We start from the raw sequence: 26589 nt of genomic DNA, 5'->3' as shown, positions 1-26589 counted from the left end.
CATGACCGACCATTCGACACGTTCATCCGTCCCCATGCCACCGGCCGCCGACGTTCCAGAGCCAGCGCACTGGCGCGGCATCGAGCGCCTGCTCGCCGACCCAGCCGCGCAGGCCGCGCTGGCAGAAACTTTCCCGCGCCAAGCATCCCTGCTCGGCGATGCGCTCGACCGGCGACACTTCCTCAAAATCATGGGAGCGTCATTCGGTCTGGCCGGATTGACGGCCTGCAGCGCTTACCCAGACGACGGCAAGATTGTGCCGTATGTCAAAGCGCCGGAGGAAATCGTGCCCGGCAAGCCGCTGTTCTACGCTTCGAGCTTTAGCATGAGCGGCATGACGACTGGGGTTCTGGTTGAAAGCCACATGGGGCGGCCCACCAAAATCGAGGGCAACCCCGATCACCCGGCCAGTTTGGGAGCGACTGACCTCTTTGCCCAGGCTGCCATTCTGACGCTCTACGACCCCGAACGCTCGCAAACGACGCGCTACTATGGCGACGCTCGCCCCTATGACACATTTCTGCGCGACTTGCGCAAGACGCTTGACCAGCACCGCGCCAATCAGGGCGCCGGGCTGCGGATATTGACGGAAACCGTTACATCGCCGACGTTGGGCGCGCAACTTCAGCGCATTCTGGCCGCCTTTCCAAAGGCCAAGTGGATACAGTACGAACCATGCGGTCGTGACCACGCCCGCGCCGGTGCCAAACTGGCCTTTGGGCGCGCCGTGGCCACCCAGTATCGGTTTGAAGCCGCCGATGTCGTGGCGGCCTTTGACGCGGATTTTCTCGCCGCCGGGCCGGGCAACGTTCGCCACGCCCACGATTTCAGCCGCCGTCGTCGCGCCCGCCTTGGGCAAGCCGCAACGAAGCAGATGGCGCGGCTGTACATGGTCGAATGCACGCCGACAGCCTCCGGCACCGTTGCCGACCACCGCATCGCGGTGCGGCCGAGTGAACTGATTGCCATCGCCAACGCCGTGGCCGTCGGGCTTGGGATTGAAACCGGACGGCCGGCAGAGGCGCCCGCGGCCCATGCCAAGTTTGTGGCGACACTGGTCAAAGACCTTCAGGAACACGCCGGAAAGAGCCTGTTCCTCGTTGGCGATTACCAGCCGGCCGCACTTCACTGCCTGGCCCATGCCATCAATGCCAAGCTCGGCAACGTCGGCAAGACGCTGGAGTACACGGATTCGCCGGAAGCCAGACCAACCGACCAGGAAGCCGAGTTTCGCCAACTCACGGCCGAGATGCATGCCGGAGCGGTGGACACACTGATCATCCTCGACGGCAATCCAGCGTACACCGCGGCCGCCGACGTTGACTTTGCCGGCGGACTTCAGAAAGTCAAGTTTTCAGCTCATCTCAGCCTGTATTTCGATGAGACTTCAGCGCGCTGCCACTGGCACATTCCTGCGTCGCACTTCCTTGAGACCTGGGGTGACGCGCGCGCCCACGACGGCACGGTTTCCGTTCAGCAGCCGCTCATCGCACCGCTTTACAAGGAAACCAAATCGCCGCTCGAACTCCTGGCGGCCTTTCTGGACGAGTTCAACCAAAACAGTGATGAAATCGTCCGCGACTTCTGGCAGCGAAATTTGGCCCAACTGAAGTCCGGGCGGTCTTTCGAGCCGAATGTCAGCGGTGCGGTCCGTGTGGGACGCAACGCTGTCGGGTTACAAACCGATTTTGACAAGACCTGGCGGCGCACCCTCCACGATGGACATCTCGCCGATTCGGCATTCAAACCGGTCGAGGTCACGCTCACCAGCAATGTCGCCCAGGCGCTGGCGACCCTGCCAGCGCCCACCGGCAGCGGCCTTGAAGTCGTGTTCCGACCCGACCCGACAATTTACGATGGTCGTTTTGCCAACAACGGTTGGCTTCAGGAAACGCCCAAGCCACGGACGAAGCTGACCTGGGACAACGCGGTGATTATGTCACCGCGCACGGGTGCGCAGCTCGGTGTGGTTCGCACGCATGACACTGACCCTTACGCAGTCGTTGAAGTCGCCATTGGTGGGCGCAAGGTGCGCGGCGCGGCGCTCATCATTCCCGGGCACCCGGACGACACGGTGACGCTTCACCTAGGCTATGGACGTGAACGCGCCGGCAGCGTCGGCAACGGCGCTGGCTTCAACGCCAACCTGCTCCGGGCCGCCGACACGCTTTGGATGGCCAGCGGAGCCACCGTCACCAAGACCACTGAAACGGCGCGGTTGGCCTGCACCCAGATGCACTGGGAAATCGAAGCGGCCGGCGCGTTCGAGCGGCGGCAGCTCGTCCGGGAAGCCACGCTGGCGGAATACCTGTCCGACCCGCAGTTTGCGCGCACTGAGTTCGATGACCCGAAGGCCCGCAAGCTGACCTTGTTCGAGCCGCCGGACGACTACAGCCAAGGTTACGCCTGGGGCATGGTCGTGGACATGAATGTGTGCACTGGCTGCCAGGCCTGCGTGGTTGCCTGCACGGCGGAAAACAACATCCCCATCGTCGGCAAGGCCGAAGTGCTGCGCGAGCGTGAAATGCACTGGATTCGGATTGACCAGTACTACGCCGGCGACCCCACCGATCCCAACCTCGCGCTGCACTTGCAGCCGGTGATGTGCCAGCACTGCGAGATGGCGCCCTGTGAGTTGGTGTGTCCGGTGGCCGCGACAACGCACAGCCCCGAAGGCATCAACGAAATGACCTACAACCGGTGCGTTGGGACGAAGTACTGCGCCAACAACTGTCCTTACAAAGTGCGGCGGTTCAACTTCCTTCACTACTCCGACTACGACACGCCGGTGCTGAAGCTGGGACGCAATCCAGACGTGACCGTGCGGACCCGTGGTGTCATGGAAAAGTGCACCTACTGCATTCAGCGCATCAACGCGGCGCGCATCGAAGCCGAAAAGGAAGACCGGCGCATTCGCGACGGCGAGGTGATTACGGCTTGCCAGGCAGTGTGTCCGACCCAGGCCATCATCTTTGGCGACATCAACGACCCGACCAGCCAGATTGCCCAGTTGCGCAAAGAACCAACCAACTACGGGTTGCTGGCTGAACTCAACGTTCGCCCGCGCACGTCTTACTTGGCCAAAGTGCGCAACGTCCATCCCGATTTAGCGCCGGCGCGGAAGAAATCGGCCGGTCACGGGAGCGGACACGGTGGACACGATACGAAACCACATGGCGACAGCACGCCTGCGGCCCCAGGTGGGGAACATGCGCCAGGCCACTGATGAACGACAGGAGCGAGCTTGACTATGCCTGAGTCGAACGCATTTGAACCATCGCAGTCGCCGACCAGCCGGTTGCCCGTGATTGGCCCTGGGCACACCTACGCCAGCATCAATGAAAAAATCAGCGCCATTGTTCTGTTTCGTGGAACGACCTTTGGCTGGTTGGTCGGCTTTGGCATCGCCTTCATGATTTTCATGATGATGCTCGGCTCGATTAGCTACTTGCTTTACAAGGGCGTCGGGGTCTGGGGCATCAACAACCGGGTCGGCTGGGGCTTCGACATCATCAACTTCGTCTGGTGGATTGGCATCGGTCACGCCGGGACGCTCATCTCGGCCATCCTACTGCTGCTCCACCAGAAGTGGCGGACCTCGATCAACCGGTTTGCCGAAGCGATGACGCTCTTCGCCGTGGCCTGCGCCGGCCTGTTTCCAGTGCTGCACCTGGGGCGTCCGTGGTATGCCTACTTCCTGTTTCCCTATCCAAACACGATGGGGATGTATTTCCCCCAGTTCCGCAGTCCACTCGAATGGGACGTGTTCGCGGTCTCGACCTACGCCAGTGTGTCGTTGGTGTTCTGGTACGTCGGGTTGATCCCCGACTTGGCGACCCTGCGCGACCGGGCCCGGGGTTGGTTCACCAAAACAGTCTATGGGTTTTTCTCGCTGGGATGGCGCGGTTCAGCGCGGCACTGGCACCGGTATGAGTCCATTTACCTGTTGCTGGCTGGTCTTTCGACGCCGCTCGTGCTTTCTGTGCACACCATCGTCAGTTTTGACTTCGCGGTGTCCATCATTCCGGGCTGGCACGCCACGTTTTTCCCACCGTACTTCGTCGCCGGGGCCATCTATGCCGGGTTCGCCATGGTGCTCACGCTGGCCATTCCCGTGCGGTGGGTTTACGGACTGGAAGACTTCATCACCGACAAGCACCTCGAAAACATGGGCCTCATTACCCTCGTGACGGGGAACATGGTCGGGTACGCCTACATCATGGAGCTGTTCTACGGCTGGTATAGCGCCAACGAGTACGAGCAGTTCATGGTGCACAACCGCGTTCTCGGTCCCTACTGGGCGCTCTACGTGGCACTCATTGTGTGCAACATCATCGCGCCGCAATTCCTTTGGTCGAAACGCATTCGGCGCAACAGTTGGTGGCTGTTCACGATTTCCATGTTCGTCAGCGTCGGCATGTGGCTGGAGCGCTACGTCATCATCGTCGTCAGCTTGCACCGCACGTTCCTACCGTCGAGCTGGGGGACCTACGCCGGGACGTTCTGGGACTGGACCCTGTACATCGGCACGATGGGCTTCTTCCTGACGCTTTTGTTCCTGTTCATTCGACTCTTGCCGGTGATTTCGATGTCTGAAATGCAAATGCTGCTACCGGGCGCGAGCGGCGCTCCGGAGAAAGGAGCGGCGAAACCATGAAGCCAAGTACCCGACCTCGCTACTACGGGGTATTAGCCGAGTTTCCGTCGCCGGCAGCACTGGTCGCGGCGGCACGGGCAACCCATGACGCGGGCTATCGCAAGTATGACGCCTATTCGCCCTTTCCCATCGAAGAACTCGCCGACGCCATGCACGACCACAAAAACCCCATTTCGCGCATCGTGTTCTTTGCGGGACTGACGGGGGCCTGCGTTGGGTTCGGAATGCAGGTCTATGCCAACTTGGTTCACTATCCGATGAACATTGCCGGGCGGCCGCTTTACGCCTGGCCGATGTTCATTCCGATTACGTTCGAGTGCACGGTGGCCTTTGCGGCCTTTACGGGCGTGCTGGCCATGCTGGCCCTGAATGGACTCCCGCGGCCACACCATCCGCTGTTCAGCGTGCCGAGTTTTTCGCAGGCCACCCAGAGTCGCTTTTTTCTCTGTATCGAGTCAGATGACCCCAAGTTTGAGCTTGAGGCGGTTCATAAGTTTCTCGAAGGCCTCGGGCCAATGGAGATTCATGATGTTGAGAATGAGTAGGGGTTCGGCCCGCTTGAAGCCGCTTGTGTGGGCTGGCGTCGTGGCGGCGCTTCTGGCCGGCAGCACCGGCTGTAAGCAGAAAATGAGCTACCAGCCGCGCTACGATCCACTTGAGCGCAGTGAAACCTTCAATGACCGCTCCTCGGCCCGTCCGCTGGTGGCCGGCACGGTGGCGCGTGGTTTTCTCCGCGACGATCCAGAAGTTTTTCTTGGACGCAAGGAAAACGGTGATTACGTGACCGAATTTCCCTTCCCTGTCACCGAGGAAGTCATGAAGCGGGGGCAGGAACGGTTCACGATTTACTGCACGATGTGCCACGGGTTTTCTGGGTATGGCAACGGCATGATCGTGCAGCGTGGGTTTTCCCCGCCGCCATCGTTTCACGACCCAGAAACCCGCAATAAATCCGTGGGCTATTACTTCGCCGTCATCACGAATGGGTACGGTGCGATGCCGGGTCACGCGCACCAGATTCCGGTGTCTGACCGCTGGGCGATTGTGGCCTATGTGCGGGCGCTCCAGTTGAGCCAAAACGCCACACTGGAGGACGTGCCCACCGAGCATCGGTCGGCGCTTGATGCCCCGCCCCCCGCGGCGGCAAAACCAGCCGCTTCACCTTCGGCCCCACATTCGGGAGGAGCGCACTGATGAGCTACGACGCGACACAAGTGCAGTGGGACGCCCCCGTGCCGTCGGTTGTCAAGCAGTTTCAGACGCCGGCGCTGGTCATCGGCGGGATTGGCGCAATCCTGGCCATCGTCGCTGCCGTTCTTGACTTTCGGCAGTTCCTGCATGCCTATCTGTTTGCCTTTACGTTCTGGAATGGCGTGACGCTGGGCGCCATGGTCTTGCTGATGATCCAGTACCTGACCGGCGGCGGCTGGGGCATTCTGGGACGACGCGCGATGGAAGCCGCGACCCGCAACATCTGGCTGATGGCCATTTTCTTCCTGCCCATTTTGGCTGGCGTCCTGCTCAACAAGCTGTACATCTGGACGGACACGGCGCGGGTTCATGCCGACCACCATTTGCACCAGAAAGAAACCTACCTCAATGTGCCCTTCTTCCTGGGGCGACTCGTGTTTTATTTCACGGTCTGGTTGGTGTGGGCACACTTTCTCAATCGGTGGTCGCTCCAGCAGGATCAAAGCGGCGACAAGAAGCTGGCCCAGAAGCTCCGCAACCTGAGCGGTCCGGGGCTGCTCGTCATGGCCATCACCATGACGTTTTCCAACATTGACTGGCTGATGTCGCTGGAGCCGTACTGGTTCTCCTCGATGTACCCGCTCATCAACATGGTGGGCAACCTGCTGTCGGCCATCTGCTTCACCGTCGCCTGCGTGGCGCTGATGTCGGATGCCGCTCCGTTCAAGGGCCTCATTCGCTCCAAGCACTTCCGCGACTTTGGCAACTTGATGCTGGCGTTCACCATGCTGTGGACCTACACCTCGCTGTCCCAGTTTCTCATCACCTATTCCGGCAACCTGCCGGAAGAAACGCCGTGGTATCTGAACCGGCTTAACGGTGGTTGGGGTTATGTTGCCGCCAGTCTGCTGGTCGGACACTTCATGCTGCCGTTCGCGGTGCTGCTGCAACGCCAAGTCAAAGACCCCGGTAAGCCACTCATTTACGTTGGCGCATTCATTATCTTCATGCGAATGGTGGACTTGTTCTGGTGGATCAAGCCGACCTATGACGCCGGACACGGACTGCACGCCGCCGAACACCTTTCGCACTTCAACATTACCTGGATGGATGTCGTGACGCCGCTGGCGATTGGCGGCATTTGGGTGTGGTTTTACCTGCGCAACTTGCAGCAACGGCCGCTCCTCCCCCGCCACGACCCAAACCTGAAGGAGGCGTTTGCCCATGGCGGACACTAAGCCCGATAAATCTGACCACCATGAGCTGCCAAACGGCGAAGGCTTTGAGCAAAGCGACGCCAACATCAAAGCCGTGTTTGGCGTTGGGATTGCCGTCCTGATTTTTACCCTGTGCTGCGCCGTGGTGATCAACGTTCTCTACAGTTACCTGGATGAACGCGGCAGCCGCGTCGTTCAACCCAAAACCGAGCGCGCCAAGGATGAGCCACGGGTCATCAACGACCATGAGCCGCCGCTCCAGGAATCACCTGAAGCCGATATGCGTGAGTGGCGCGCCAAGGAAGACGCGCACCTGCATAGTTACGGCTGGGTCTCGAAGGAAAAGAACGTCGTGCGCATCCCGATCGAACGCGCCATGAAGCTCACCCTCGAACGCAAACTCCTGCCAAGCAGCAATCGCGTCCAGGCTTTCAATGCCCCCACAGGCACCCACCGCCCAGCCGGGACCGGACTGCCACTTCTCGATAAAGAAGAAGTCCTGCGGCATTCGGGCGATTCCAACTCAGGGCGGCCGCTGCCGCGTCCGGCGACCGCGCCACCGGATGGAGGACAAAAGCCGTCAATGGCGGGTTCAGCTCCAACCCCCCCGGCGCAAGGCGGACACCAGTCCGCGCCGGGCGCGCACTAGGTGCCCCACTGGGTATCTGGCTTGAGAGCACGGTCTTATGTGCGTAGGTAGAATAGCTATGAAATACGTCCTCGATACCGCCCGACTTGTTTTCAGTTTGGGCCTCAGTTTGTGGTTGAGCAGCAGTGTTGGGTTGGCTCAGTATGGCGCCGGTCAACAGGTCGAAATGCCAGCCCCGAACCGCACGCCGACCGGCTCGCCGGAGCTGCTCAAGCAAATCGGGGTCACCCAAAACCTAGGGGCGCAGCTTCCGCTCGATGTTCAACTGCGGGATGAGACCGGCGTCGAACGACCACTCCAGACCTATTTCACCGACAAGCCGGTGATTCTTGCGCCGGTGTATTTCACCTGCCCGATGCTCTGCACCCAGATCATCAACGGCATCATCAAAGGCTTGCGGGAAGTTCACTACACGCCTGGACAAGATTTTGAAGTTGTGCTGGTCAGTATTGATCCGCGTGAAACTTCCGAACTTGCCGCCGGCAAGAAGCAAAGTTACCTCAAGCGTTATGGGCGACCCGGAACAGAAGGTGGCTGGCACTTCCTGACCGGACGGGAAGAAGAAGTCTCGCGCCTCGCGGCAGCGCTCGGCTTCCGCTACGCCTGGGACGAAGCCACGCAACAGTATGCCCACGCCAGCGCCATCATGGTGGCCACGCCACAGGGACAACTTTCACACTACTTCTACGGTGTTGAATATCGCCCAAACGACCTCCGCTTTGCGCTCATTCAGTCATCGCAGGGCAAGATCGGCAGCCCGGTCGAACAAGTCCTGCTCTATTGCTTTCACTATGACCCGGTAACCGGCCGCTACACCCCCATGATTTTGACGGCCGTCAAGATTTTTGCCGTACTGACAGTGCTGCTACTGGGGAGCTTGATTGGTTACTTCCTCTGGCAAGAACGCAAAGAACGGCAGGCGTTGGCAGCTTCTTCCAATGCGGCCGCCAACGCTGGATAGGTATTTCGTCATGATGCCATTGACCTTACTCACGACGTATTCCGACTGGGCAGCACGGGCCCTGCGCCTGCCGTTGTTCCCCGAACAGGCTTCGACCAACGCGCCCAACGTGGATGCCCTGTATTTCTTCATGCTGGCAGTATGCGGTGGCGTCTCGATTGCCATCGTCCTGCTGATTTTTTACTTTGCCGTCAAGTACCGCCGGCGGACACCCGACCAACTGGCTGAAGAAGCCCACGTCCCGGTCGCCCTGGAATGGGCCTGGATTATCATTCCCTCGCTGTTCTTCATGTCGTTTTTTGGTTGGGGAGCCTTCCTTTACTTTGAGGACGCTAAAGCCCCCAAGGATGCGCTTGAGATCGCCTGTACCGGGCGGCAGTGGATGTGGAAGTTCCAGCATCCTGACGGACAACGCGAAATCAACACGCTGCACATCCCAGTTGGCAAACCTGTCAAGCTGGTGATGGTGTCAGAAGACGTCATTCACAGCATGTTCGTTCCGGCGTTTCGGATTCACATGGACGTGATTCCGAAGCGCTACACGGAAGTCTGGTTCGAAGCCACCAAACCGGGGACGTACCACATGTTTTGCTCACAGTACTGCGGCACGGAGCACGCCAACATGATCGGTTCCGTCGTGGCGCTCGAGCCACATGAGTACCAGGCCTGGCTCAATGGCGCGGCAACCGGTTCGTTGGCCCTGCGCGGCGAGGCGCTGTTCAACAAGCTGGCTTGCAATGGCTGCCACACTGGCGATGCCGAGGCCCGGGGACCCTACTTGCCCGGTCTCTATGGACGGAACGTCCAACTCACGACCGGCGAGGTCATTGTCGCCGATGAAAACTACATTCGGGAATCCATCATCAAGCCGGGGGTCAAGATTGCCGCCGGTTACGACAACATCATGCCGGGTTACGATGGGCAACTGACCGAAGAGCAAATCATCGAGTTGGTGGCCTACATCAAGAATCTCGGCAGAAAGTATGAGCAGTTCGAGCCGGTGGCACCGCCCACCGCGCCCGCGCCACGGCCGGCTGGGCAGAACCCTGACCAGACCTTGCCAACCGGAAACGTCAAGCCAAGCCAAGCGCCGCCACTCCCGGCGCCGGCCGCGCCCATGACGCCACCGCCAACCACGCGCCCTGCGCCAGATGCGGCTCGTCCAACCTCCAACTGATTCCGCCAGTCAGCAGGCTGTGACCTCTATCGAGTGATGCCATGATCGAAGAAAACGTCTCCTTACCGCGTATTCACTATCTGAACTCTCACTACGGGTGGAAATCGTGGCTCTTTACGACCGACCACAAGCGGATTGGTCTGCTTTACATGATTTCCATCACGCTGATGTTTTTCCTCGGCGGCTTCTTCGCGCTGCTCATTCGACTCGAACTGCTCACGCCACAGGCGGACATGTTCACGGCGGATACGTACAACAAGTTCTTCACGCTGCACGGGGTGATTCTCATTTTCTTCTTTCTCGTGCCCTCGATCCCGGGGACCCTTGGAAACTTCCTGATTCCGTTGATGATCGGGGCCAAGGACGTAGCCTTCCCCAAGTTGAACTTGCTGAGCTGGTACATTTTCGTCATTGGCTCGCTGTTCACGTTGTGGGTGGTCGCCGTTGGCGGGATTGACACGGGCTGGACGTTTTATACGCCCTACAGCACGACCTTTGCCAACACTCACGTCATTGCCGCGACGCTTGGGGTGTTCTTTACTGGGTTTTCCTCGATTCTGACGGGGCTGAACTTCATCGTCACCATTCACAAGATGCGTGCGCCGGGGCTGACTTGGTTTCGGCTGCCATTGTTTATCTGGTCGCTCTACGCGACGAGCATCATCCAGGTCCTGGCGACGCCGGTGCTCGGTATCACCATGGTGCTCCTGGCCGTCGAGCGCTTTGCCAGGGTTGGCATTTTCGATCCGGCGCTGGGTGGCGATCCGGTTCTATTCCAGCACATGTTCTGGTTTTACTCACACCCGGCTGTGTACATCATGATCTTGCCGAGCCTGGGGGTGGTGAGTGAGCTGATTTCGGCCTTCACCTGGAAACGTGTGTTTGGTTACAAGTTTGTCGCCATCTCGTCCCTGCTCATTGCGATCTTCAGCTTCATCGTATGGGGACACCACATGTACGTCTCCAGCATGTCCATCTACGCCGGCATGCTGTTTTCGATTCTCAGTTACTTGGTAGCGGTTCCCTCGGCCGTGAAAGTCTTCAACTGGACGGCGACGCTCTACAAAGGCTCAGTTTCCTATGACACGCCGATGCTCTATGCCCTGGGCTTCATCGGGCTGTTCACCATTGGGGGGCTGACGGGACTGTTCTTGGCTTCGATGGGGTTGGACCGTCACCTGCACGACACCTACTTTGTCATTGCCCACTTCCACCTCATTATGGTGGGAGGCGCGGTCATGGGTTACTTTGGCGGGCTGCACTACTGGTGGCCCAAAATGTTTGGACGCATGTATCCCGAATGGTGGGGGCGGTTGAGCGCGCTGATTGTGTTTGTCGGATTCAATTTGTCGTTCTTTCCGCAATTCATCATTGGCTACCTAGGGATGCCGCGCCGCTATCACGTCTATGCGCCGGAGTTTCAGGTCTTGAACGTGATGTCCACGGCCGGATCATCCATTCTGGGCGTGGGCTACCTGCTGCCGCTGGTGTACCTCATCTGGTCGCTGCGCTATGGGAAGGTGGCCGCGAACCCCTGGCGGGCGAAGGGGCTCGAGTGGGAAACGGCCTCGCCGCCGCCCCCAGAAAACTTCCTCGAACAGCCCATCGTGACGGAAGAGGCCTACAACTACCCGACCCGTCCCGCACAGCCAACCAAGCAGACCGGCAAGTTGACCGGCGGGCTTACGCCGCCATCGTCCACCACGACCGGAACCGGAAGGGAGGCCGAAGTTGTCTAACGCACACAGCCCTGTTGCCCATCACTTTTACACCATTGAACAGCAGAAAGAGTCGGCCACGATTGGCATGTGGCTCTTTCTGGCCACGGAAATCCTGCTGTTTGGCGCGTTGTTTACTGCCTATGCCGTGTATCGGCACAAGTTTCCAGACGCCTTCATGGTGGCCAGCGCCCGCATGGACTGGAAAATGGGTGGTCTCAACACGCTCTTTCTGATCATCAGCAGCGTCACCATGGTCTTTGCCGTGTCATCGGCTGAAAAGGGACGGCGAGGCGGGTTGCTTGGCTTCCTGGCCGCAACTGGCTTCTTTGGCACGCTGTTTTTGGTCGTGAAATACTTTGAGTACATGCACCACTACCACGACCACGATGTGCCGGGCCTGAACTTTCAGTGGACGGGGGCGCCCGAACTCGCCAACGGAGCGCAGATGTTCTTCTTTTTGTACTTCTTCATGACTGGCCTGCACGCGCTCCACATGATCGTCGGGTTAGGCTTGCTCGTCTGGATTTTTATTACGGCCTATCAGGGCAAGTACTCGCCAGAGTACTACAATCCGGTGGAAATGTTCGGTCTGTACTGGCACTTCGTTGACTTGGTCTGGATTTTCCTTTTCCCGCTGCTTTATTTGCTCGGCGCGCACCTCCCGCCCGGCGGCGGCGGACATCACTGACGAGGCAGGCGTTATGGCGCACGATAAACATCCCAAAGAATCGCATGCAGAATCGCATGGCAATGGGCATGCCCATCCCACCATTTCTCCAGCAACCTACTTGGCCGTGCTGGCAGCGCTGGTGATCGGCACGGTCGTAACAGTTTGGACGGCCAGCATGGACTTGGGCGTTTTCAACACCCCGGTCGCCCTGGCGATTGCCATTGGGAAAGCCGCGCTCATCATTCTGTATTTCATGCACATCCGCTACAGCACCTGGCTGACGAGAACCGTCGTGGTTGGCTCGTTTTTCTTTCTGATCGTGATGTTCGGATTGACCTTTGCGGACTATTTCACCCGCGAAAAAACGCATGACATCCCATCGCTGTATTCATCTGACCCGATTTTGAAGCAGCAATAGGTTGCTTTTCGGATTCCGGCCCCGGGTCATCAAGTTACATTAGGTCACCATGCCAAAATCTGTTGCATTTGCTGCCCCAACGCTGACACTGGCTCCTGGTTTCCGTGGCCGGCTAGCGGCTTACTGGGCATTGACGAAACCGCGCATTACCTTCGAGGTGGTACTTATCGCCGCGTTTGGTTTCATCCTTGGCACACCGGGAGCTATTGACTGGCTGCGCTTTTTCCACGCCATGGTCGGCGTGGGGCTGTTGTCGGGGGGCATTGCTGCTCTCAATCAGTGGATGGAACATGCAGCCGATGGAAAGATGCGGCGCACGGCGACGCGCCCCATTCCAAGCGGACAGGTAACACCTTTTCAGGCGCTGCTTTTCGGCATCACGCTCACGGTAGCGGCCGAGGCCTACCTTTGTCCGACGGTCAACCCACTGACAGCGATCCTTGGCCTCATCACGGCCATTGGCTACGTCTGGATTTACACGCCGCTCAAAACACGCACGTGGCTTTCAACCGCCATCGGCTCGTTTCCGGGCGCAATGCCGCCACTGGTAGGCTGGGCGGCGGCAGCCGGGACACTCTCCGTTGAGGCGTGGGTACTGTTTGCCATCATGTTTTTCTGGCAGTTCCCACATTTTTACGCCATTGCCTGGATGTATCGCGAAGACTACCGCCGGGCCGGCATCGGCATGCTCCCGGTCATTGAAGCGGATGGACGGCGTACCATCCGCCAAACGCTCCTGACCGGCGTGGTCACGGTTGGGCTGAGTCTCCTTCCCTTCTGGCTTGGTCTTTCGGGTTGGGTGTATTTGGTTGGAGCACTCCTGCTGGGCGGGCTATTTTTGCAGTCTTGCCTCACGCTGGCCCGAACCCGAACCAATCTGGCAGCCAAGCGTGTTTTGCGCGCATCGGTGGTTTATCTTCCCATGTTGTTTCTGCTGATGACGCTCAACCGCCTCTGAGCGCCATCAGTTGAGCGCCACAAGTTTCAACATTGGGAGTGGAACCATGCCAATCAAGCTTGTTACCGTCGATGCTTTTACAGACAAGCCCTTTCAGGGCAACCCGGCGGCCGTTTGCCGCCTTGAAGCTGCACTTGACCGGCACCTCATGCAGTCCATCGCCCTGGAAATGAACCTGTCTGAAACGGCCTTTGTTTGGCCGGAGCCGGATGGGGGATGGCGACTGCGCTGGTTTACGCCAGAAGCGGAGGTGCAACTCTGCGGGCATGCTACGTTGGCAGCCGCGCATGTGCTTTATGAGCAAGGCGATGTGCCGACGGACGGGGTGGTTGTTTTCCATACGGCGAGTGGGCCACTCTCTTGTGTCCGCCAGGAAGACGGCGACATTGAAATGGATTTTCCGGCACTTCCGGTCACACCAACAGCCGCCCCAGTCGAGTTGTTTGCAGCGTTACGCGCTCCCCTGGCGTATGTCGGAGCCAGTGAATCGAACTATTTGGTTGAGGTCCAGGATGAAGCGACCCTTCGCGTGATTCAACCCGACCTGCGACTGCTGGCGACCTTACCCAAGTGGGGGACGATAGTGACCTGTCGGGCGGGTGCCCACGAGGGCGAACCCGACCACGATTTTGTTTCACGCTTTTTTGCGCCGGCCAAAGGCGTTGGCGAAGACCCGGTGACGGGGTCGGCCCATTGTTCGTTAGGTCCCTACTGGAGCGCCAAGCTTGGCAAAACCAAACTGGTTGGCTTTCAGGCGTCCAAGCGCGGTGGCATCGTCCGGGTTGAAGACCGGGGCAGCCGCGTCACACTTGGCGGACGCGCGGTGACGGTCATGCACGGCGCACTTCTAATCTAGGAGCATGTCTAAAAAATCCTGAAGGCGACACAAAAACGTGGCACAGGCAGACCTGTGGACAACCTTGGCCTGTCTTGCGGGTGTGTTCCGCGTTTCCGAGCACCAAGGTAGCCGCTTGTGCCGACCGGTGATGGCGGACAGCTTGTCAAGGGTAGCTTGCTTGCGCCCAAGTTTTGGTCAAATAACCGGCGTAAGACCCACGCCTACCATTTTATGCCCGGCAACCAGCGGAAAACACTTTCCTGCTTGTTCACATTGTGTTCACATGGCTGCGAATAATGACGTTACGTGTGGCTTACGACGCCAAACGAACTTTTGAAGAGGTTCCGTGGCGGAAGGCGTTTCGGGCAACGGTGGTCTGAACTAGGCTGGCGTCTTGCCAAGGTGCGTTCTCTCCGTCTGGAGTTCCGTTCCGTCCTCTGTATTTAAGGGAGAATCATCATGCGAGATGTTTTGCGACTGAAGTGGCTCTGGCTGCTTACGGTGGCGATTTGTTTGGGGATACCAGGGCAAGCCTGGGCGCAAGCGCAAGCGACGACCGGACAAATTGCCGGGGTGGTGCTTGACCAAACCGGCGCCTCAATCGCCAATGCAACCGTGACGGCGGAGAACGTTCAAACGGGTTTCAAGCAGACCACTACATCGAGAGCGAATGGCGAGTATGTGCTTGTCCAGTTGCCGGTGGGGAATTACAACGTCACAGCCGAAGCGTCAAACTTCACGGCAACCACGGTGGAAAACATCACCGTCATTGTTGGCCGGACGTTCAACCTGAACTTGAATCTTGGCGTTGGGGCCGTCACTGGGGAAGTGATTGAGGTGACGGCGAGCGGGGTCAGTATTCAGACGACCCGCAGCGAAGCGGACGCCATTCAAAACTCGACGGCCATCCAGAACCTTCCGATCAACGGGCGGCGCTTTCAGGACTTCGTTACGCTGTCTCCAAACGCCCAAGTTGAACCGCGCCGCCAGCAGATTTCACTGTCTGGCCAGCGTGGTATCTACGGCGCGAACGTGAACGTGGACGGGATGGACTACAACCAACCGTTCTTTGGCGGTATCCGTGGCGGTGAACGCTCAAACTCCGCGTTTACGATTCCGCAGGAATCCATTCGTGAGTTCCAGGTCGTGTCGGCAGGTTATTCGGCTGAGTTCGGGCGTTCCACGGGCGGCACGGTCAACGCCGTGACCAAGAGTGGGACGAACGAATTCCACGGCACGGCGTTTTACCTCATTCGCCCGCAGGAAGCCGCTCGCACCAACGATTTCTTCCGCGCGCAAGAAGCCCAGTTTGCCCAGCAAGGCATCACGGGACGGATCAACGCCGCGCCCACGCAGCAGCAGTTTGGCGGCTCAGTCGGCGGACCGATTTTCAAGAACAAGCTTTTCTTCTTCTTTGCTTATGAGCAGCAGCGGCTGCGCCAAACCCGGAGCACCGTGTTCCCGAACTTGGCGCTGGTCAACCCCGGATCGTTGACCCCCTCGCAACAGGCTGTGTTCAACTTTTATTCCAATGAACAGGGGAACTTCAACCAAACCAACGACGCCTGGGCTCCCCTCCTGCGGCTTGACTGGCAAATCAACAGCAAGAACTTGTTGACCGTGCGCTACAACTTCAGCTTCAACCGCGCGCTCAATGCCAACTCCAATGGCCCGCAGATTTTCCCGACCACGAACAGCTCCCTTGCCAACAACGGCGCGGAGCGCAACCGAAACAACATCGGCGTGGTCTCGCTCAACACGACGCTGACCTCCAGCCTCTTCAATGAGTTTCGCTTCCAGTTCGCGCGCGAAGACCGCCCACGTGGCTCAAACTCCGACCGCCCGACGTTCAACAGCTTCATCGGCAACGTTGGTGCAGTAGCCTTTCTGCCGACCACGCAGTTCGATACCCGGACGCAGTTCGTCAATAACCTGACGGTGATTGCCGGCAACCACACGATGAAGTTTGGCTTTGAATACAGCCGGGTCTTCGCCAACCAGTTGTTTGGTTTCAACCAGTTTGGCTCATACTCGTTGATCGGCGCCAACACGACGCTGGCCGTCATCAACGGCGTCCAAGTTCCGGTTGTTCCTTCAAACGCGCCGCCTACGGCGCAACGCGGACGGTTCGACGTTCCGGCTAACTACACGGTGCAGATTGGGAACCGGTTCACGGAGTACACCGTTCACCAGTTGGCTTTCTTTGGTCAGGATTCGTGGCGCATTCGCCCGAACTTCACGTTGAACTACGGCTTGCGCTGGGAAGGGCAATACAACCCGACGCCGGAAGCCAACAACACGGCGCTGGTCAACATCGTCAACAGCGTCCAGTACCCAATTGACGCGCCGGGTGTGCGCCGTGACCCGACGCGCATTCCCGACGTGACAAACCAGTATGCGCCCCGGGTTGGGGTGGCGTGGGACCCGTTCAACAACGGCAAGTCAGTGTTCCGCGCCAATGGCGGTATCTACTACGCGACGACGCCGCTCCTGCTCTTCGCCGACGCGACGAACAACTTCCGCACGCCTCCGGGCAACTTGTCCGCGCAGATTCCGTTTGCGCTGCCGGCGGGCTTCAACCAGGCGGCATTTGATGCTTCACCGGCGACGGCCGGATACCGGGCGATCATGGGCACGGGTGCAGCGCCCAACACGGTTTTCCGTCAGTTCCTGTTGGCCGGCATCAACCTCAACAACTTCCAGCTTGGGGCGCTGCCAACCGTGACGCCGGCCCAGCTCACCCAGATCGCCAACGTGCTGAACCAGTTCCTGCCGACCGGCGCGACGCCATTTTCACTGTCAGCGGCAGCAACGCCACTGTTTATTGATGGTGATTTCCGCAACCCACGCTCCCTCCAGGCCAACTTTGGCTACGAGTACCAGGTGGCGCGTGGGCTAACCCTGGGCGTGGACTTCTCGCTCATCAACACGGTGTATCTGCAACGAAACCGCCAGCTTAACTTGCCGGCGCCGCGTATCAACCCAGACAACATTCCTGGTGACATTTCACTGCGCCCGATCTTCAATCCCACGGTCGCGCCATTTGCAACCCGCCCCAATCTAGGCGTTGGGCAGCTTACGGTGCGTGAGTCCACGGCCCGGTCGCTCTATCGTGCGATGGTGCTGCGGGCAAAGTTTGAGCGGCGGTGGGGACAGTTTTCGGCCTTCTACACGCTGTCTGACAACCGGTCAGACGACGACAATGAACGCGAAGCCGGTGGTTCGTTCCCGTCCAACTCGTTTGACCTGCGCGCGGAGCGGGGCTTTTCAAACATTGACCGGCGGCACCTCTTCGTGGTCAACCCGGTCATCTTCCTGCCCTACGGGTTTGAAGTGTCGAGTGTGGTTCGTCTCCAGTCGGCGTTCCCGATTGATGCCATCGTTGGGAACATCGGTGGCGGTTCGGCCGACGTCAACCGCGATGGCACGCTTGGCGCCGGCGCTGGTGGTCAGCTTGACCGGCCATTCCGCGCGCCCGGCGATCCATTCCCGCGGAACGCCTTCCGCAACCGCCCGATTTACAACGTTGACTTGCGCATCCAGAAGCGGTTCAAGATTACCGAATCGCAGGATGTCACCATTTCCGGCGAGTTCTTCAATCTTTTCAACACGATGAGCTTGCAGTACAGCGGCGCGGCCGTAACGAGCCTCTGCAACTTTGCCGGGTTGACGGGCAATGCCCTGATTGCCGCGCAACGCAACTGCGGCATTCCCCAGGCCAACGTGCCAGTCAACCCCAACTTCCTCTCGCTTCGGGACCGAAACCCGAACAGTGCGCGACTTGGTCAGCTCCTGCTCAACAACACACTGGGCAATTCGGTGTTCCAGTTCCAGGTGGGCGTGCGGTACCAGTTCTAATCCTGCCTCGCTCACACCCCTTACATGGCGGCGGCGCTTCGGCGTCGCCGCTTTTTTGCTTGAGGTTCATCCGTCAACTTCGCCGGGCCGCGGCTGCCGAGACAACGTCCCAATAGGCGGCCAGGGCCGATTCGCGCCGAAAGTGCTCCTCGAAACACTGCCGCGCCCGACGTTGCATGGCGGACAGCCAATCCGGTTCATCGGCTAGCCGCCGGAGGACGGCAACCAGTGCTGTCGTATCACCCGGCGTGACTTGAACCCCACAGGCATGGGCGTGAATGATGTCGGCAACCTCAGTCTGCTCGCCGACAAGCCCCAGAATGGCCTGTCCGGCAGCCAGCGAACCGTAGATTTTGCTGGGAATGATCAACCCCTCCGCTACAGCTTCCATCGTCACAACCGAGACATCACCGCAGGTCAGTGACCAGGGCAACTGTTCCAACGGTTGGTATGGTAGGAACTTGACGTTTTCCAATCGCTTTTCACCGACCATGGCCGCCAGTCGCGGACGCTTGCCACCATCCCCGATGAACAGAAAGAAAAAGCGGGGGTCATCCCGCAACGCTTCGGCTGCCTGGATGAGTGTTTCCAGATCGTGGGCTAAACCCATGTTGCCGGAATAGAGAACTGTCAACCGATCATGCGTTCCGTGTTCCCGCGCAAAAGGGTTTTCAGGCTTCGGCAGCGGGCGGATGGTGTCGCCGTCGGCCCAGCTTGGGATGACGCGCAGGTTCAGAGGTGCGCGCCGGTGACGTGCATGATTGGTTTCAAGCGTAGCGCGCATGCGACCTCCGAGGGTAATCACGGTTACGGCTCGGCTATAGACCAGCGCGTTGACGGCATCCCAGAGCCGCCGGATGACTGACCGCTCGCCGAGAATGCCGAATTTCACGGCAAGGTCGGGGTAAATGTCTTCCACGACGCAGACGTACGGCCGTCGCCGGATGAGCCAACCCAACCAACCGACGATGCCAAGCAACGGCGCATTGCAAACCATCAGGACATCGTAGCCACAAAAGCCGAGCGTTGTCTCCAGTGTCGCGCCGCTGAGGAAGGTTGCCAGGTTGAGCGCCCGTCCCCAGAGGCGACGCTTGTCAAAGCGGGTTCCAAAGGCACGACGGATGCGGATGGCACCAAGCCGATCATCGGCCGGCAGTGGCAGGGCATCCCGCTGGTAGGGGGCGCGACTCGTCACGACAGCGACATCACTTCCGCGAGCGGCAAAGTCCTGGGCGATTTCTGTCGTGAACTGCGCGACCGCCGCCGTCTCCGGGTGAAAGTAATGGGTCAGGATGAGGATTCGCGGTCGCTTGGCAGCGGATGGGTTGGCGGCATTCGGGTCGTGGTTCGGCATGACCATCAGGAAACATTCGCCATGGCAACCGAGCGGATCACCCGCTGGCGAACCCACTGTGCTGGAGCGCCACGGTAGATGCCGTATGGCTCGGTGCTGCCGCCGATGACACTCCCGGCCGCCACGACGACATGGCTTTCCAGGCGCGTTCCCGGAAGCACGATGCTCTTGGCGCCAACCCATGCGCCATCGCCGATCGTGATGGGCGCGATCATCAGGTCGAAGTGCTGGGCCGTATAGTCATGATTACCCGTCAGCAAGTATGCGCCTTGTGAAATGCAAGCGTGTGCGCCGATGGCAACGTCTGCGAGGTTGTCAATCCACGCGCCTTCACCGATCCAACTAAAGTCGCCGATGGCAAGCAACCAGGGATATTTGATGTTGACATTCGGCTTGATCACGACACCCCGGCCAATGCGCGCGCCAAACAGGCGCAGCAACCTGGCCTTGAGCGCCGATGGGTACGGTAGGTCAGACTTGAAAATCCAGGCGTTGATGAGTAGCCACAGGGCGCGCTTGAGTGGCGGGCCTGGACGATACCACGCATTGTTGAAACGGGATAAGTCAACAGTTGTCATGTGGTGAGGATGCGCTCATAGGTTGCAAGCAATTGTTGCGCGATGCGATCCCAAGTGTAGTTGGCCAAGACAAACGCCCGGCCCCGTTCTCCCATGGCCCGTGCTGCGGCCGGGTTGGACAACAGGTCATCCAGTGCCTCGGCCAGGGCATCCACCGTGCTGTCCACGATGCGCGCTCCACCGGCGACGCCAGCCTCGGGGAAGTTGCAGCCGGTCGTCATGATGGTCGGTGCGCCGGCAGCAATGCACATCAAAATCCCCATACTGAAGCCCTCCGAATAGGAAGGCGCGATATGGAGTTCAACCGAGCGCAGCATGGCATAAAGCAGCGCTCCGCTCATCCAGTCGGCAAAGGTCACGGCGTTCATGCACTTGGCGTCAACGAAAAACTGCTTCGCCCGCGGCAGAAACCCGACGTTGTCCTGTCCGACGACCAGCAGGTGCGCCGTTGGATGTTTCTCGTGAATCCGGGCAAAGGCCGGCGCGAGTAAGTCAAGTCCCTTTTTCGGGTCAATGCGTCCGAAGAACAGGATGAGGCGCTTGTGACGCAGCGCCGGATAGGCCGCGTAAAAGACATCGGAGGCTGGCAACGACTCAAATTCTTGTCGGCGCAAGCCATTGGGAATGAGTTCAACCGGCGTGTCAAGGTCAAGGGATGCAATGTGCTTGGCCTCTTGTGAGGCGGTCGCCTGAATCAACCGCGCGCCACGCAAGGCCGGCTGCTCGATCAGCTTATAGTAGGCCCGCTTCTTCCAAGCCTTGTAGGCCAGGGCCCAGGGTTCCAGCATGCCGTGCGGCGTCGTGACATACGGCAGCCCTTGCCGACGACAATGCCACTGTACGGCCGCAATGAGCGGCGCGAAGATCGAATGGGTATGAATCACGTCATAAGTCGCGCCATGCTGCGCGAACCACCGTACCAGCGACCGGCTGAGAATGAAATCTTTCCGATGCCAGCATGGGAAGTACATGACCCGATAGCGGTCCGCCTCGTTCCAGGTGCAGTGCGCAACTTGGCGACGCTGCTCACCATCGGCATCGGTGGTGATGATGTCCACGGCTGCGCCGGCCCCTCCGGCCGCCTGGGAAAGTTCCTGCACGACTTTGGCGATGCCACCATATTTCGCGCCCAAATAAGGGACAACAAACAATACCCGCATTGGAGAGTTCCAAATTTTCAGGACAGTAGCCGTGCCGTCCGCATCCAGGCAACAGTCCGCTCAAGCCCCTCACGCAATGAAGTCGTCGGCTGCCAGCCGAAGACCCGCGCGGCGGCCGTCGAGTCAAGACAAACCCGCGGCACATCAATCCGCCGCGCCGGCTCATGCCGTACCGGCACCGTGCGCCCGATGACCTGCTCAATCATGGCGACAACCTCGTTCAGGCTGTAGCTCTGCCCGCCACCCAAGTTGAAGACCTGGTTGGTTCCCAGGTTGCTCAGTCCGGCCTGCGTGAGCGGCTCGACCATATCCGTGATGAAGAAAAAATCCCGGCTGGTTTGCCCATCACCGAACAGAACGATTGGTTCGCCACGCAGGGCACGGTAAAGAAAAACGGCAATGGCTCCCTGACGACCGAGCGGGTTCTGACGCGGACCGTAGGGAACCGAAGGACGAAAGACGACATACTCGAGGCCGTAGAGATGGTGATACGCGCCAAGGTACTTCTCGACGGTCAACTTCGTCACTCCATAGGCATTGATCGGCTCGGTCGGGTGGGCTTCGGTCAGGGCATTGGTTTGCGGCACGCCATAGACCGTTCCACCAGATGAGAGATAGACCACCCGCCGAACGCCACTTTCACGGCAGGCCTCGAGCAGGTTGACCGTCGGGACGAGGTTTGACTCGATGTCGGCGACCGGATGGCGCGTCGCGCTTTCATGAATCGAACTCCAGGCCAGGTGATAGACCGTCTCGACACCAAACTCGGTGAGCACATTCCGCACCAAGTCGCGGTCGGACAAGCTGCCGAGCACCACGCGCACGCCGGCCGGTGGGGTGTCATAGCGCCGCTCACGGCGGTCAAAGACAATCACCGGGGCGCGCGCAACCAGTTGGTCAACTAGGTGCGAACCAATGAATCCGTTCCCTCCGGTCACCAAACAGGTTGCCATGGCATAGCTCAACACCGTTTCAAGCTCGCGCGGGAAGTGGTTTCGGCGGCGACCAGGACGAAGGCTGGCCGGACTGCTTCAGCAAGCGCCGGTTTGACCAGGCAAAGACAAGCACGGTCAGCGACGACATCCCCAGCCAGGCATAGATTCCCGGCAAATCACCACCCCGCAGAAGCGGAATCATCCAGGCCACGAACAGCCCCCGCAGCACGGTGTAAACGAACGGATGCAGCCGTGCCATCCACTCCGTGATGGCGGCAAAGGCCATTCCATAAATGACGGCCAACACGGCAATCCCAACGACCCCACCCTCGCCGTAAAACGAACCGTAAATGGACTGAGAAATACCCAGCATGCCCTGCGACTCGTCCCGGAGACCCAACTTGTTGACGTAGCCGCCAACCGGCTTATCCGGCCACAGCGCGCGGGGTATTGGGCGCGTCAAGATTTCAAAGTGCTCGACGCCCAGCGTAAAGTCCATCAACTCAGGATAGACAAACCGGACGATGACAAACCCGTCCAGCATGTTGGCGTCCTCGCCGGCGATGAGGCGTTCCCAGGAGGTATCCGTCCGCTGGAAGGCTGCCGCCTTGTTGTTCACATCATCAGCTTGCCGAACTGCGCCTCCCAAGCTGAACGCAAAGACCGCCACCACTGCGCCCAACAGCAAGGCAACAGCGCGGCGGCGCGGAGCGTAAAAGACGGAAAGCGCCACGGCGATGCCGACCACCAAGCCAACAAACTGAAACCGGAGAAACGCGCCAAAGTTGTTATAGGCAGCCGCCGCCACGATCACCACACACACTGCTTTTTGAAATGGGGTTTCCAGCGCGCCAAACCGCCAGGCCGCGACCAGCAGCGTCGCCACGCCAACCAGCGTCAGTGGAAACAAATAGACGTAGCTGCTATTGGTGAGCACGAACGCTGCGCTGCGCGCATACTCACTCAGGAAGAAAAACAGGATGCCAAGCCCAAGCAGCGAAGAAACCGTGCGCGCCGGAAGACGACGCAACCCCTCGGCCCTGATGACCGGCAGCCGTTGGCGCATCCGGGCGCAGTAGGTCGCCATGAGCACGAATTCACCGAAGGCGATGAGCGGCAGCACTTCCAGCGCATCCTCGTCGGTGATGGGGGGCAAGCCAAACGTATAGACCGTTTCAACCCATTCACCCCAGCCATTGGTGACGGCGAAATACCGATATGAGCTGAAGAACATCGTCAACCCGGCCATCATCAAGGGGAGTTCATCATTCCGCCGGAAAAACCAGACGATGGCAAAGATCAGCAAGCTGGATTGGATCAGGACAATCAGTGGGAAAAGTGTATCCATGCGATGGTTTCCAAGCGGTCTTCTTTCCAAACTGGCCCTTTGCAGGTGGAGTCTCCGCGCCACTAGGTCGTTTCTAGCAGGGTCTGCCAACGCGCGCCGTAAGCTTCCCAAGTGTACGCCGTGGCGCGCTGTCGCGCCAGTCGTCCCATCTCAAAGGTTTTTACCGGGTTTGACATGGCGTCTTCCATGGCCGACTGGAGCCGGGTGGCATCGCCCGCCGTCATCAGCCAGCCGTCGCAGCCATCCGTGATGATGTCTGGCCCAACGGTGGCGTCGGAAGCAATGACCGGCACGCCGCAGGCCATCGCCTCCAACACCACCAGACCGAAGCCCTCAAAGTAGCTTGGAAACACCAGAACGTCGCAGGCCCGGATGAGTTCCGGCAAATCACGGTGGGGGCGCTTGCCCAGTACCTTGAGTCCGGGCAAATCAGGCACGAGCCGCCGCACGGCCGGACTGGCCGGGCCGACCAACCACAGCTCGGCACGGCGGGTTGCCAGCCGCCGCCACACATCGAGCAAGAGCGGCACGCCCTTGCGGGCAGTTAACGTTCCCAGAAAGAGAAAGCGGAAGGGGCGCTCACCTTCCGGCTGGGCGCGCGGGTAAAAAGCAGCGAGATCAACGCCATACGGATTACAAACAACCCGCTCCGGCGGCACGCCATGGGCGACCAGTGACCGTTGGGTGAATTGGCTCGCCACGACAATGGATGCCGCCAAGTCATGCTCCTTGGCTTCGTGGGCCAGCATTTCCGGCAGCGGCGGCGTGAGACTTTCCCGCCAGTCCGGGTAACGCGCGGCGACAGCCTCAAAGACCTGTTTTTTCCACAGCGGATGCGCAATGCTTTGGTCGAGGATGAAGCGCTTGCCTAGGTCGCGGCAACGCTCCGCCAGAATCCACGAGGACGTATCAAATCCAATCACGACATCCACGGCCCGCAACGCTGACGATGGAATGCTCGCCTGAAAGGCCTGATTCCGCCTGAGAAAGACCTCTAATGCCGCTCCCCCCTGGCGCAGCGCCCACAGCGCGGATAATTCCCGCCACGGACGCAACCGGAGAAGATGCCCCGGCACACCCGACAGAAGCCGATTCCCCAGTCGCTCACGAATCATCACCGAGGCCGTCAGCCAGCGAACCCACCAAGCTTCCTCCCGCAGCGCCAAGCCGGTCCAGAAACTGCTCAAAACGCCCTGCCGCGCCAACTGCCGGGCGAGCTGGAAGGCGTGTTGGGTTCCAGGGTGCGCGAGCAAAACCTTCATGCCACAACCCAGATGGCGTCAACCACGTTACAGCTCGACACGGGTCGTCACCCAGCAGGTCGGAATCGCGCGCGCTTCCGGGCCAAAAAGCCAGTGTGGTTTGAGCCGATGAATGTCAACCAGCCGCTGAGCCGCTTGAAACCGACTCACAACGGGTTCCAGCAAGTGATCGCCATGGACTTCGACCAACCACTGCGTCGGCGCGCGCAAAAGCTGCGTCGCCCCGTCGAGGACGTCCACTTCGGACCCTTCGACGTCCACCTTGACGAGCGCCGGACGACCGGCCAGCGCCGGACGGTCAGCCGCCGCCACGTCCAGCGCCACGGCGCGCGTGTCGGTGTTCGCGCCAACATAGGCTGGGATGAACTCAAAGGTCGCGCCGGCATAGGCTTTCACCCAGGCCCTGGCCGGAGCGGTCAGTTGTTGCTCGAGGAGGGCGTCATCGTCCAGGCCCGGCTCAAAGGCGACAACATGCGGCTGCCGCCCCTGGGCCAGGATGGCCGCCGCGCAACCATAGGTAAAGTAACCGTCGTTGGCGCCGACATCCCAGACGACGTCCACGCGCTTGAGCGTCGCCCTGAGCCACGGGTTGAGCACATGCTCGTAAGCCCCCAGGATTTTTCGCTTCGAGTGAGCAGGATTGAGAATGAGGCGCGCCCCCCGAAAGGGGCCGGCCAAAATCGTTACCGGCGTCGGCACGCGCTTGGTCAACAGGGCAAGCAGGGTCATGTTCGGCGAACCACAGCGTCAAGGTGGCCATTGATGGTGATCATCGTCCCATCGCCTTCCTCCGTAAACACTTCCCGCAGCAAAGCCCCGGCTTTCATACCATTGATGATGTGGACCGAGCGCACACCGGAGCGCAGCGCCCGCGCCGCGGCTTCCAGTTTTGGAAGCATGCCACCGGCGACCTGCCCAGATACGATCATGGCCGCAACTTGCTGAAGCGTCAGGCGGCTGATGAGCTGCCCGCGATCATCCAGCACGCCATCCACATTGGTTGCCAACACCAGCTTCTCGGCTTGCATTTCAGCGGCAATCGAGGAAGCGACCGTATCGGCATTGACGTTGTAAATGTCGCCATCCTCATCCGCCGCCAGGGAAGCCATCACCGGGACAAAGTCCTTTTCGATGAGCGTATCCAGCAAGCGGGTATCCACATCAAAAATTTCACCGACATAACCGTAGTCCACCGTCTGTGGCTTGCCGGTTTCCAGATTGACCACCACCTGGGGTGGGCGCTTGCGCGCTGTCAGGATGTTGCCGTCAACACCGCTCAGGCCCACAGCCGGAACCCCTGCCTGGCGCAGTGCACCCAGGATTTCGACGTTGACCTTGCCGCCGAAGACCATTTTGACCACGTCGAGCGCGCGCTCATCCGTCACCCGGCGGCCGTTGATGGTTTTTGGCTTGATGCCGAGCTGCTGGCTCAGTTCGTTGGCTTGCATCCCGCCGCCATGGACAGCCACCACGCGAATGCCAACCTGGGCACAGAGCGCCAGTTCTTCACAAAACGAATCCAGCGTAGCTTCCTCGGCGGCGACCTTGCCGCCAAACTTCACGACGAACGTCTTACCTTTGAAACGGTTGATGTAAGGGAGAGCTTCCCGAAGTACATTGGCGTCAAATCCCATAGG

Annotated in this window: 22 protein-coding genes; 14 read left to right on the top strand and 8 right to left on the bottom strand. The window is 59.7% G+C overall.

Going from position 1 to position 26589, the window contains the following annotated elements:
• The first annotated feature begins 1 nt into the window (after position 1).
• The 14 genes from J8C06_RS12820 (at position 2) to J8C06_RS12755 (ending at position 18315) form a co-directional block, all read left to right on the top strand.
• Positions 2–3226, top strand: a complete 3225-nt coding sequence (locus tag J8C06_RS12820; protein ID WP_211430540.1) for a TAT-variant-translocated molybdopterin oxidoreductase — start codon at positions 2–4, stop codon at positions 3224–3226.
• 24 nt (positions 3227–3250) lie between these two features.
• Positions 3251–4657 (top strand): NrfD/PsrC family molybdoenzyme membrane anchor subunit, encoded by a 1407-nt coding sequence (nrfD, locus tag J8C06_RS12815; RefSeq protein WP_211430539.1) that lies wholly within the window; start codon positions 3251–3253, stop codon positions 4655–4657.
• On the top strand, positions 4654–5202 hold the full coding sequence (locus tag J8C06_RS12810; protein ID WP_211430538.1) for a DUF3341 domain-containing protein: 549 nt from the start codon (positions 4654–4656) through the stop codon (positions 5200–5202). The genes nrfD and J8C06_RS12810 overlap by 4 nt, the downstream gene beginning before the upstream one ends.
• The gene (locus J8C06_RS12805; RefSeq protein WP_246602171.1) at positions 5195–5851 is read left to right on the top strand and encodes a c-type cytochrome; all 657 of its coding nucleotides are present in this window, start codon (positions 5195–5197) and stop codon (positions 5849–5851) included. The genes J8C06_RS12810 and J8C06_RS12805 overlap by 8 nt, the downstream gene beginning before the upstream one ends.
• Positions 5851–7086 carry a hypothetical protein gene (locus J8C06_RS12800; RefSeq protein WP_211430537.1) on the top strand — a complete coding sequence of 412 codons (1236 nt, stop codon included), beginning with the start codon at positions 5851–5853 and terminating at the stop codon, positions 7084–7086. Before J8C06_RS12805 ends, J8C06_RS12800 begins: the two co-directional genes overlap by 1 nt.
• Positions 7073–7714, top strand: a complete 642-nt coding sequence (locus tag J8C06_RS12795) for a hypothetical protein (protein WP_211430536.1) — start codon at positions 7073–7075, stop codon at positions 7712–7714. The genes J8C06_RS12800 and J8C06_RS12795 overlap by 14 nt, the downstream gene beginning before the upstream one ends.
• Positions 7715–7772: 58 nt before the next feature.
• Complete coding sequence (locus J8C06_RS12790) at positions 7773–8675, top strand: SCO family protein (RefSeq protein WP_211430535.1); 903 nt, start codon at positions 7773–7775, stop codon at positions 8673–8675.
• 10 nt (positions 8676–8685) lie between these two features.
• Entirely contained in the window at positions 8686–9852 is a 1167-nt protein-coding gene (gene coxB, locus J8C06_RS12785; RefSeq protein WP_246602169.1) for a cytochrome c oxidase subunit II, read from the top strand.
• A gap of 41 nt (positions 9853–9893) precedes the next feature.
• On the top strand, positions 9894–11591 hold the full coding sequence (locus J8C06_RS12780) for a cytochrome c oxidase subunit I (RefSeq protein ID WP_211430534.1): 1698 nt from the start codon (positions 9894–9896) through the stop codon (positions 11589–11591).
• Positions 11584–12261, top strand: coding sequence for a cytochrome c oxidase subunit 3 family protein (locus tag J8C06_RS12775; RefSeq protein ID WP_246602166.1), 678 nt, complete (start codon positions 11584–11586; stop codon positions 12259–12261). The genes J8C06_RS12780 and J8C06_RS12775 overlap by 8 nt, the downstream gene beginning before the upstream one ends.
• Positions 12262–12274: 13 nt before the next feature.
• Complete coding sequence (locus tag J8C06_RS12770; RefSeq protein ID WP_211430533.1) at positions 12275–12661, top strand: cytochrome C oxidase subunit IV family protein; 387 nt, start codon at positions 12275–12277, stop codon at positions 12659–12661.
• Positions 12662–12710: 49 nt separating this feature from the next.
• Positions 12711–13619, top strand: a complete 909-nt coding sequence (gene cyoE, locus J8C06_RS12765; protein WP_211430532.1) for a heme o synthase — start codon at positions 12711–12713, stop codon at positions 13617–13619.
• 46 nt (positions 13620–13665) lie between these two features.
• Complete coding sequence (locus tag J8C06_RS12760; protein ID WP_211430531.1) at positions 13666–14475, top strand: PhzF family phenazine biosynthesis protein; 810 nt, start codon at positions 13666–13668, stop codon at positions 14473–14475.
• Positions 14476–14916: 441 nt separating this feature from the next.
• Positions 14917–18315, top strand: a complete 3399-nt coding sequence (locus J8C06_RS12755; protein ID WP_211430530.1) for a TonB-dependent receptor — start codon at positions 14917–14919, stop codon at positions 18313–18315.
• 73 nt (positions 18316–18388) lie between these two features.
• Here the strand turns inward: J8C06_RS12755 and J8C06_RS12750 are convergent, their stop codons facing one another.
• From J8C06_RS12750 to argB, 8 genes are all read right to left on the bottom strand, one after another.
• Positions 18389–19669 (bottom strand): glycosyltransferase family 4 protein, encoded by a 1281-nt coding sequence (locus J8C06_RS12750; protein ID WP_211430529.1) that lies wholly within the window; start codon positions 19667–19669, stop codon positions 18389–18391.
• 5 nt (positions 19670–19674) lie between these two features.
• Positions 19675–20247: a WcaF family extracellular polysaccharide biosynthesis acetyltransferase gene (locus tag J8C06_RS12745; RefSeq protein WP_211430528.1), complete on the bottom strand. Its 573-nt coding sequence runs from the start codon at positions 20245–20247 to the stop codon at positions 19675–19677.
• Positions 20244–21407 carry a glycosyltransferase gene (locus J8C06_RS12740; protein ID WP_211430527.1) on the bottom strand — a complete coding sequence of 388 codons (1164 nt, stop codon included), beginning with the start codon at positions 21405–21407 and terminating at the stop codon, positions 20244–20246. Before J8C06_RS12740 ends, J8C06_RS12745 begins: the two co-directional genes overlap by 4 nt.
• Before the next feature lie 17 nt (positions 21408–21424).
• Entirely contained in the window at positions 21425–22360 is a 936-nt protein-coding gene (locus J8C06_RS12735) for an NAD-dependent epimerase/dehydratase family protein (protein ID WP_211430526.1), read from the bottom strand.
• 19 nt (positions 22361–22379) lie between these two features.
• Positions 22380–23690 (bottom strand): hypothetical protein, encoded by a 1311-nt coding sequence (locus tag J8C06_RS12730; RefSeq protein ID WP_211430525.1) that lies wholly within the window; start codon positions 23688–23690, stop codon positions 22380–22382.
• A gap of 62 nt (positions 23691–23752) precedes the next feature.
• Positions 23753–24952 carry a glycosyltransferase family 4 protein gene (locus J8C06_RS12725; RefSeq protein ID WP_211430524.1) on the bottom strand — a complete coding sequence of 400 codons (1200 nt, stop codon included), beginning with the start codon at positions 24950–24952 and terminating at the stop codon, positions 23753–23755.
• 27 nt (positions 24953–24979) lie between these two features.
• A complete protein-coding gene (locus J8C06_RS12720; RefSeq protein WP_211430523.1) occupies positions 24980–25681 on the bottom strand; it encodes an FkbM family methyltransferase in 702 nt (233 codons plus the stop codon).
• Positions 25678–26586 (bottom strand): acetylglutamate kinase, encoded by a 909-nt coding sequence (gene argB, locus J8C06_RS12715; RefSeq protein ID WP_211430522.1) that lies wholly within the window; start codon positions 26584–26586, stop codon positions 25678–25680. Before argB ends, J8C06_RS12720 begins: the two co-directional genes overlap by 4 nt.
• Positions 26587–26589 lie beyond the last annotated feature (3 nt).

The sequence above is a fragment of the Chloracidobacterium validum genome, assembly GCF_018304825.1.
In the GTDB taxonomy this organism is placed as follows: domain Bacteria; phylum Acidobacteriota; class Blastocatellia; order Chloracidobacteriales; family Chloracidobacteriaceae; genus Chloracidobacterium; species Chloracidobacterium validum.
The sequence above is the reverse complement of the archived record's forward strand: the minus strand, read 5'-3'. Positions and strand labels throughout refer to the sequence as shown.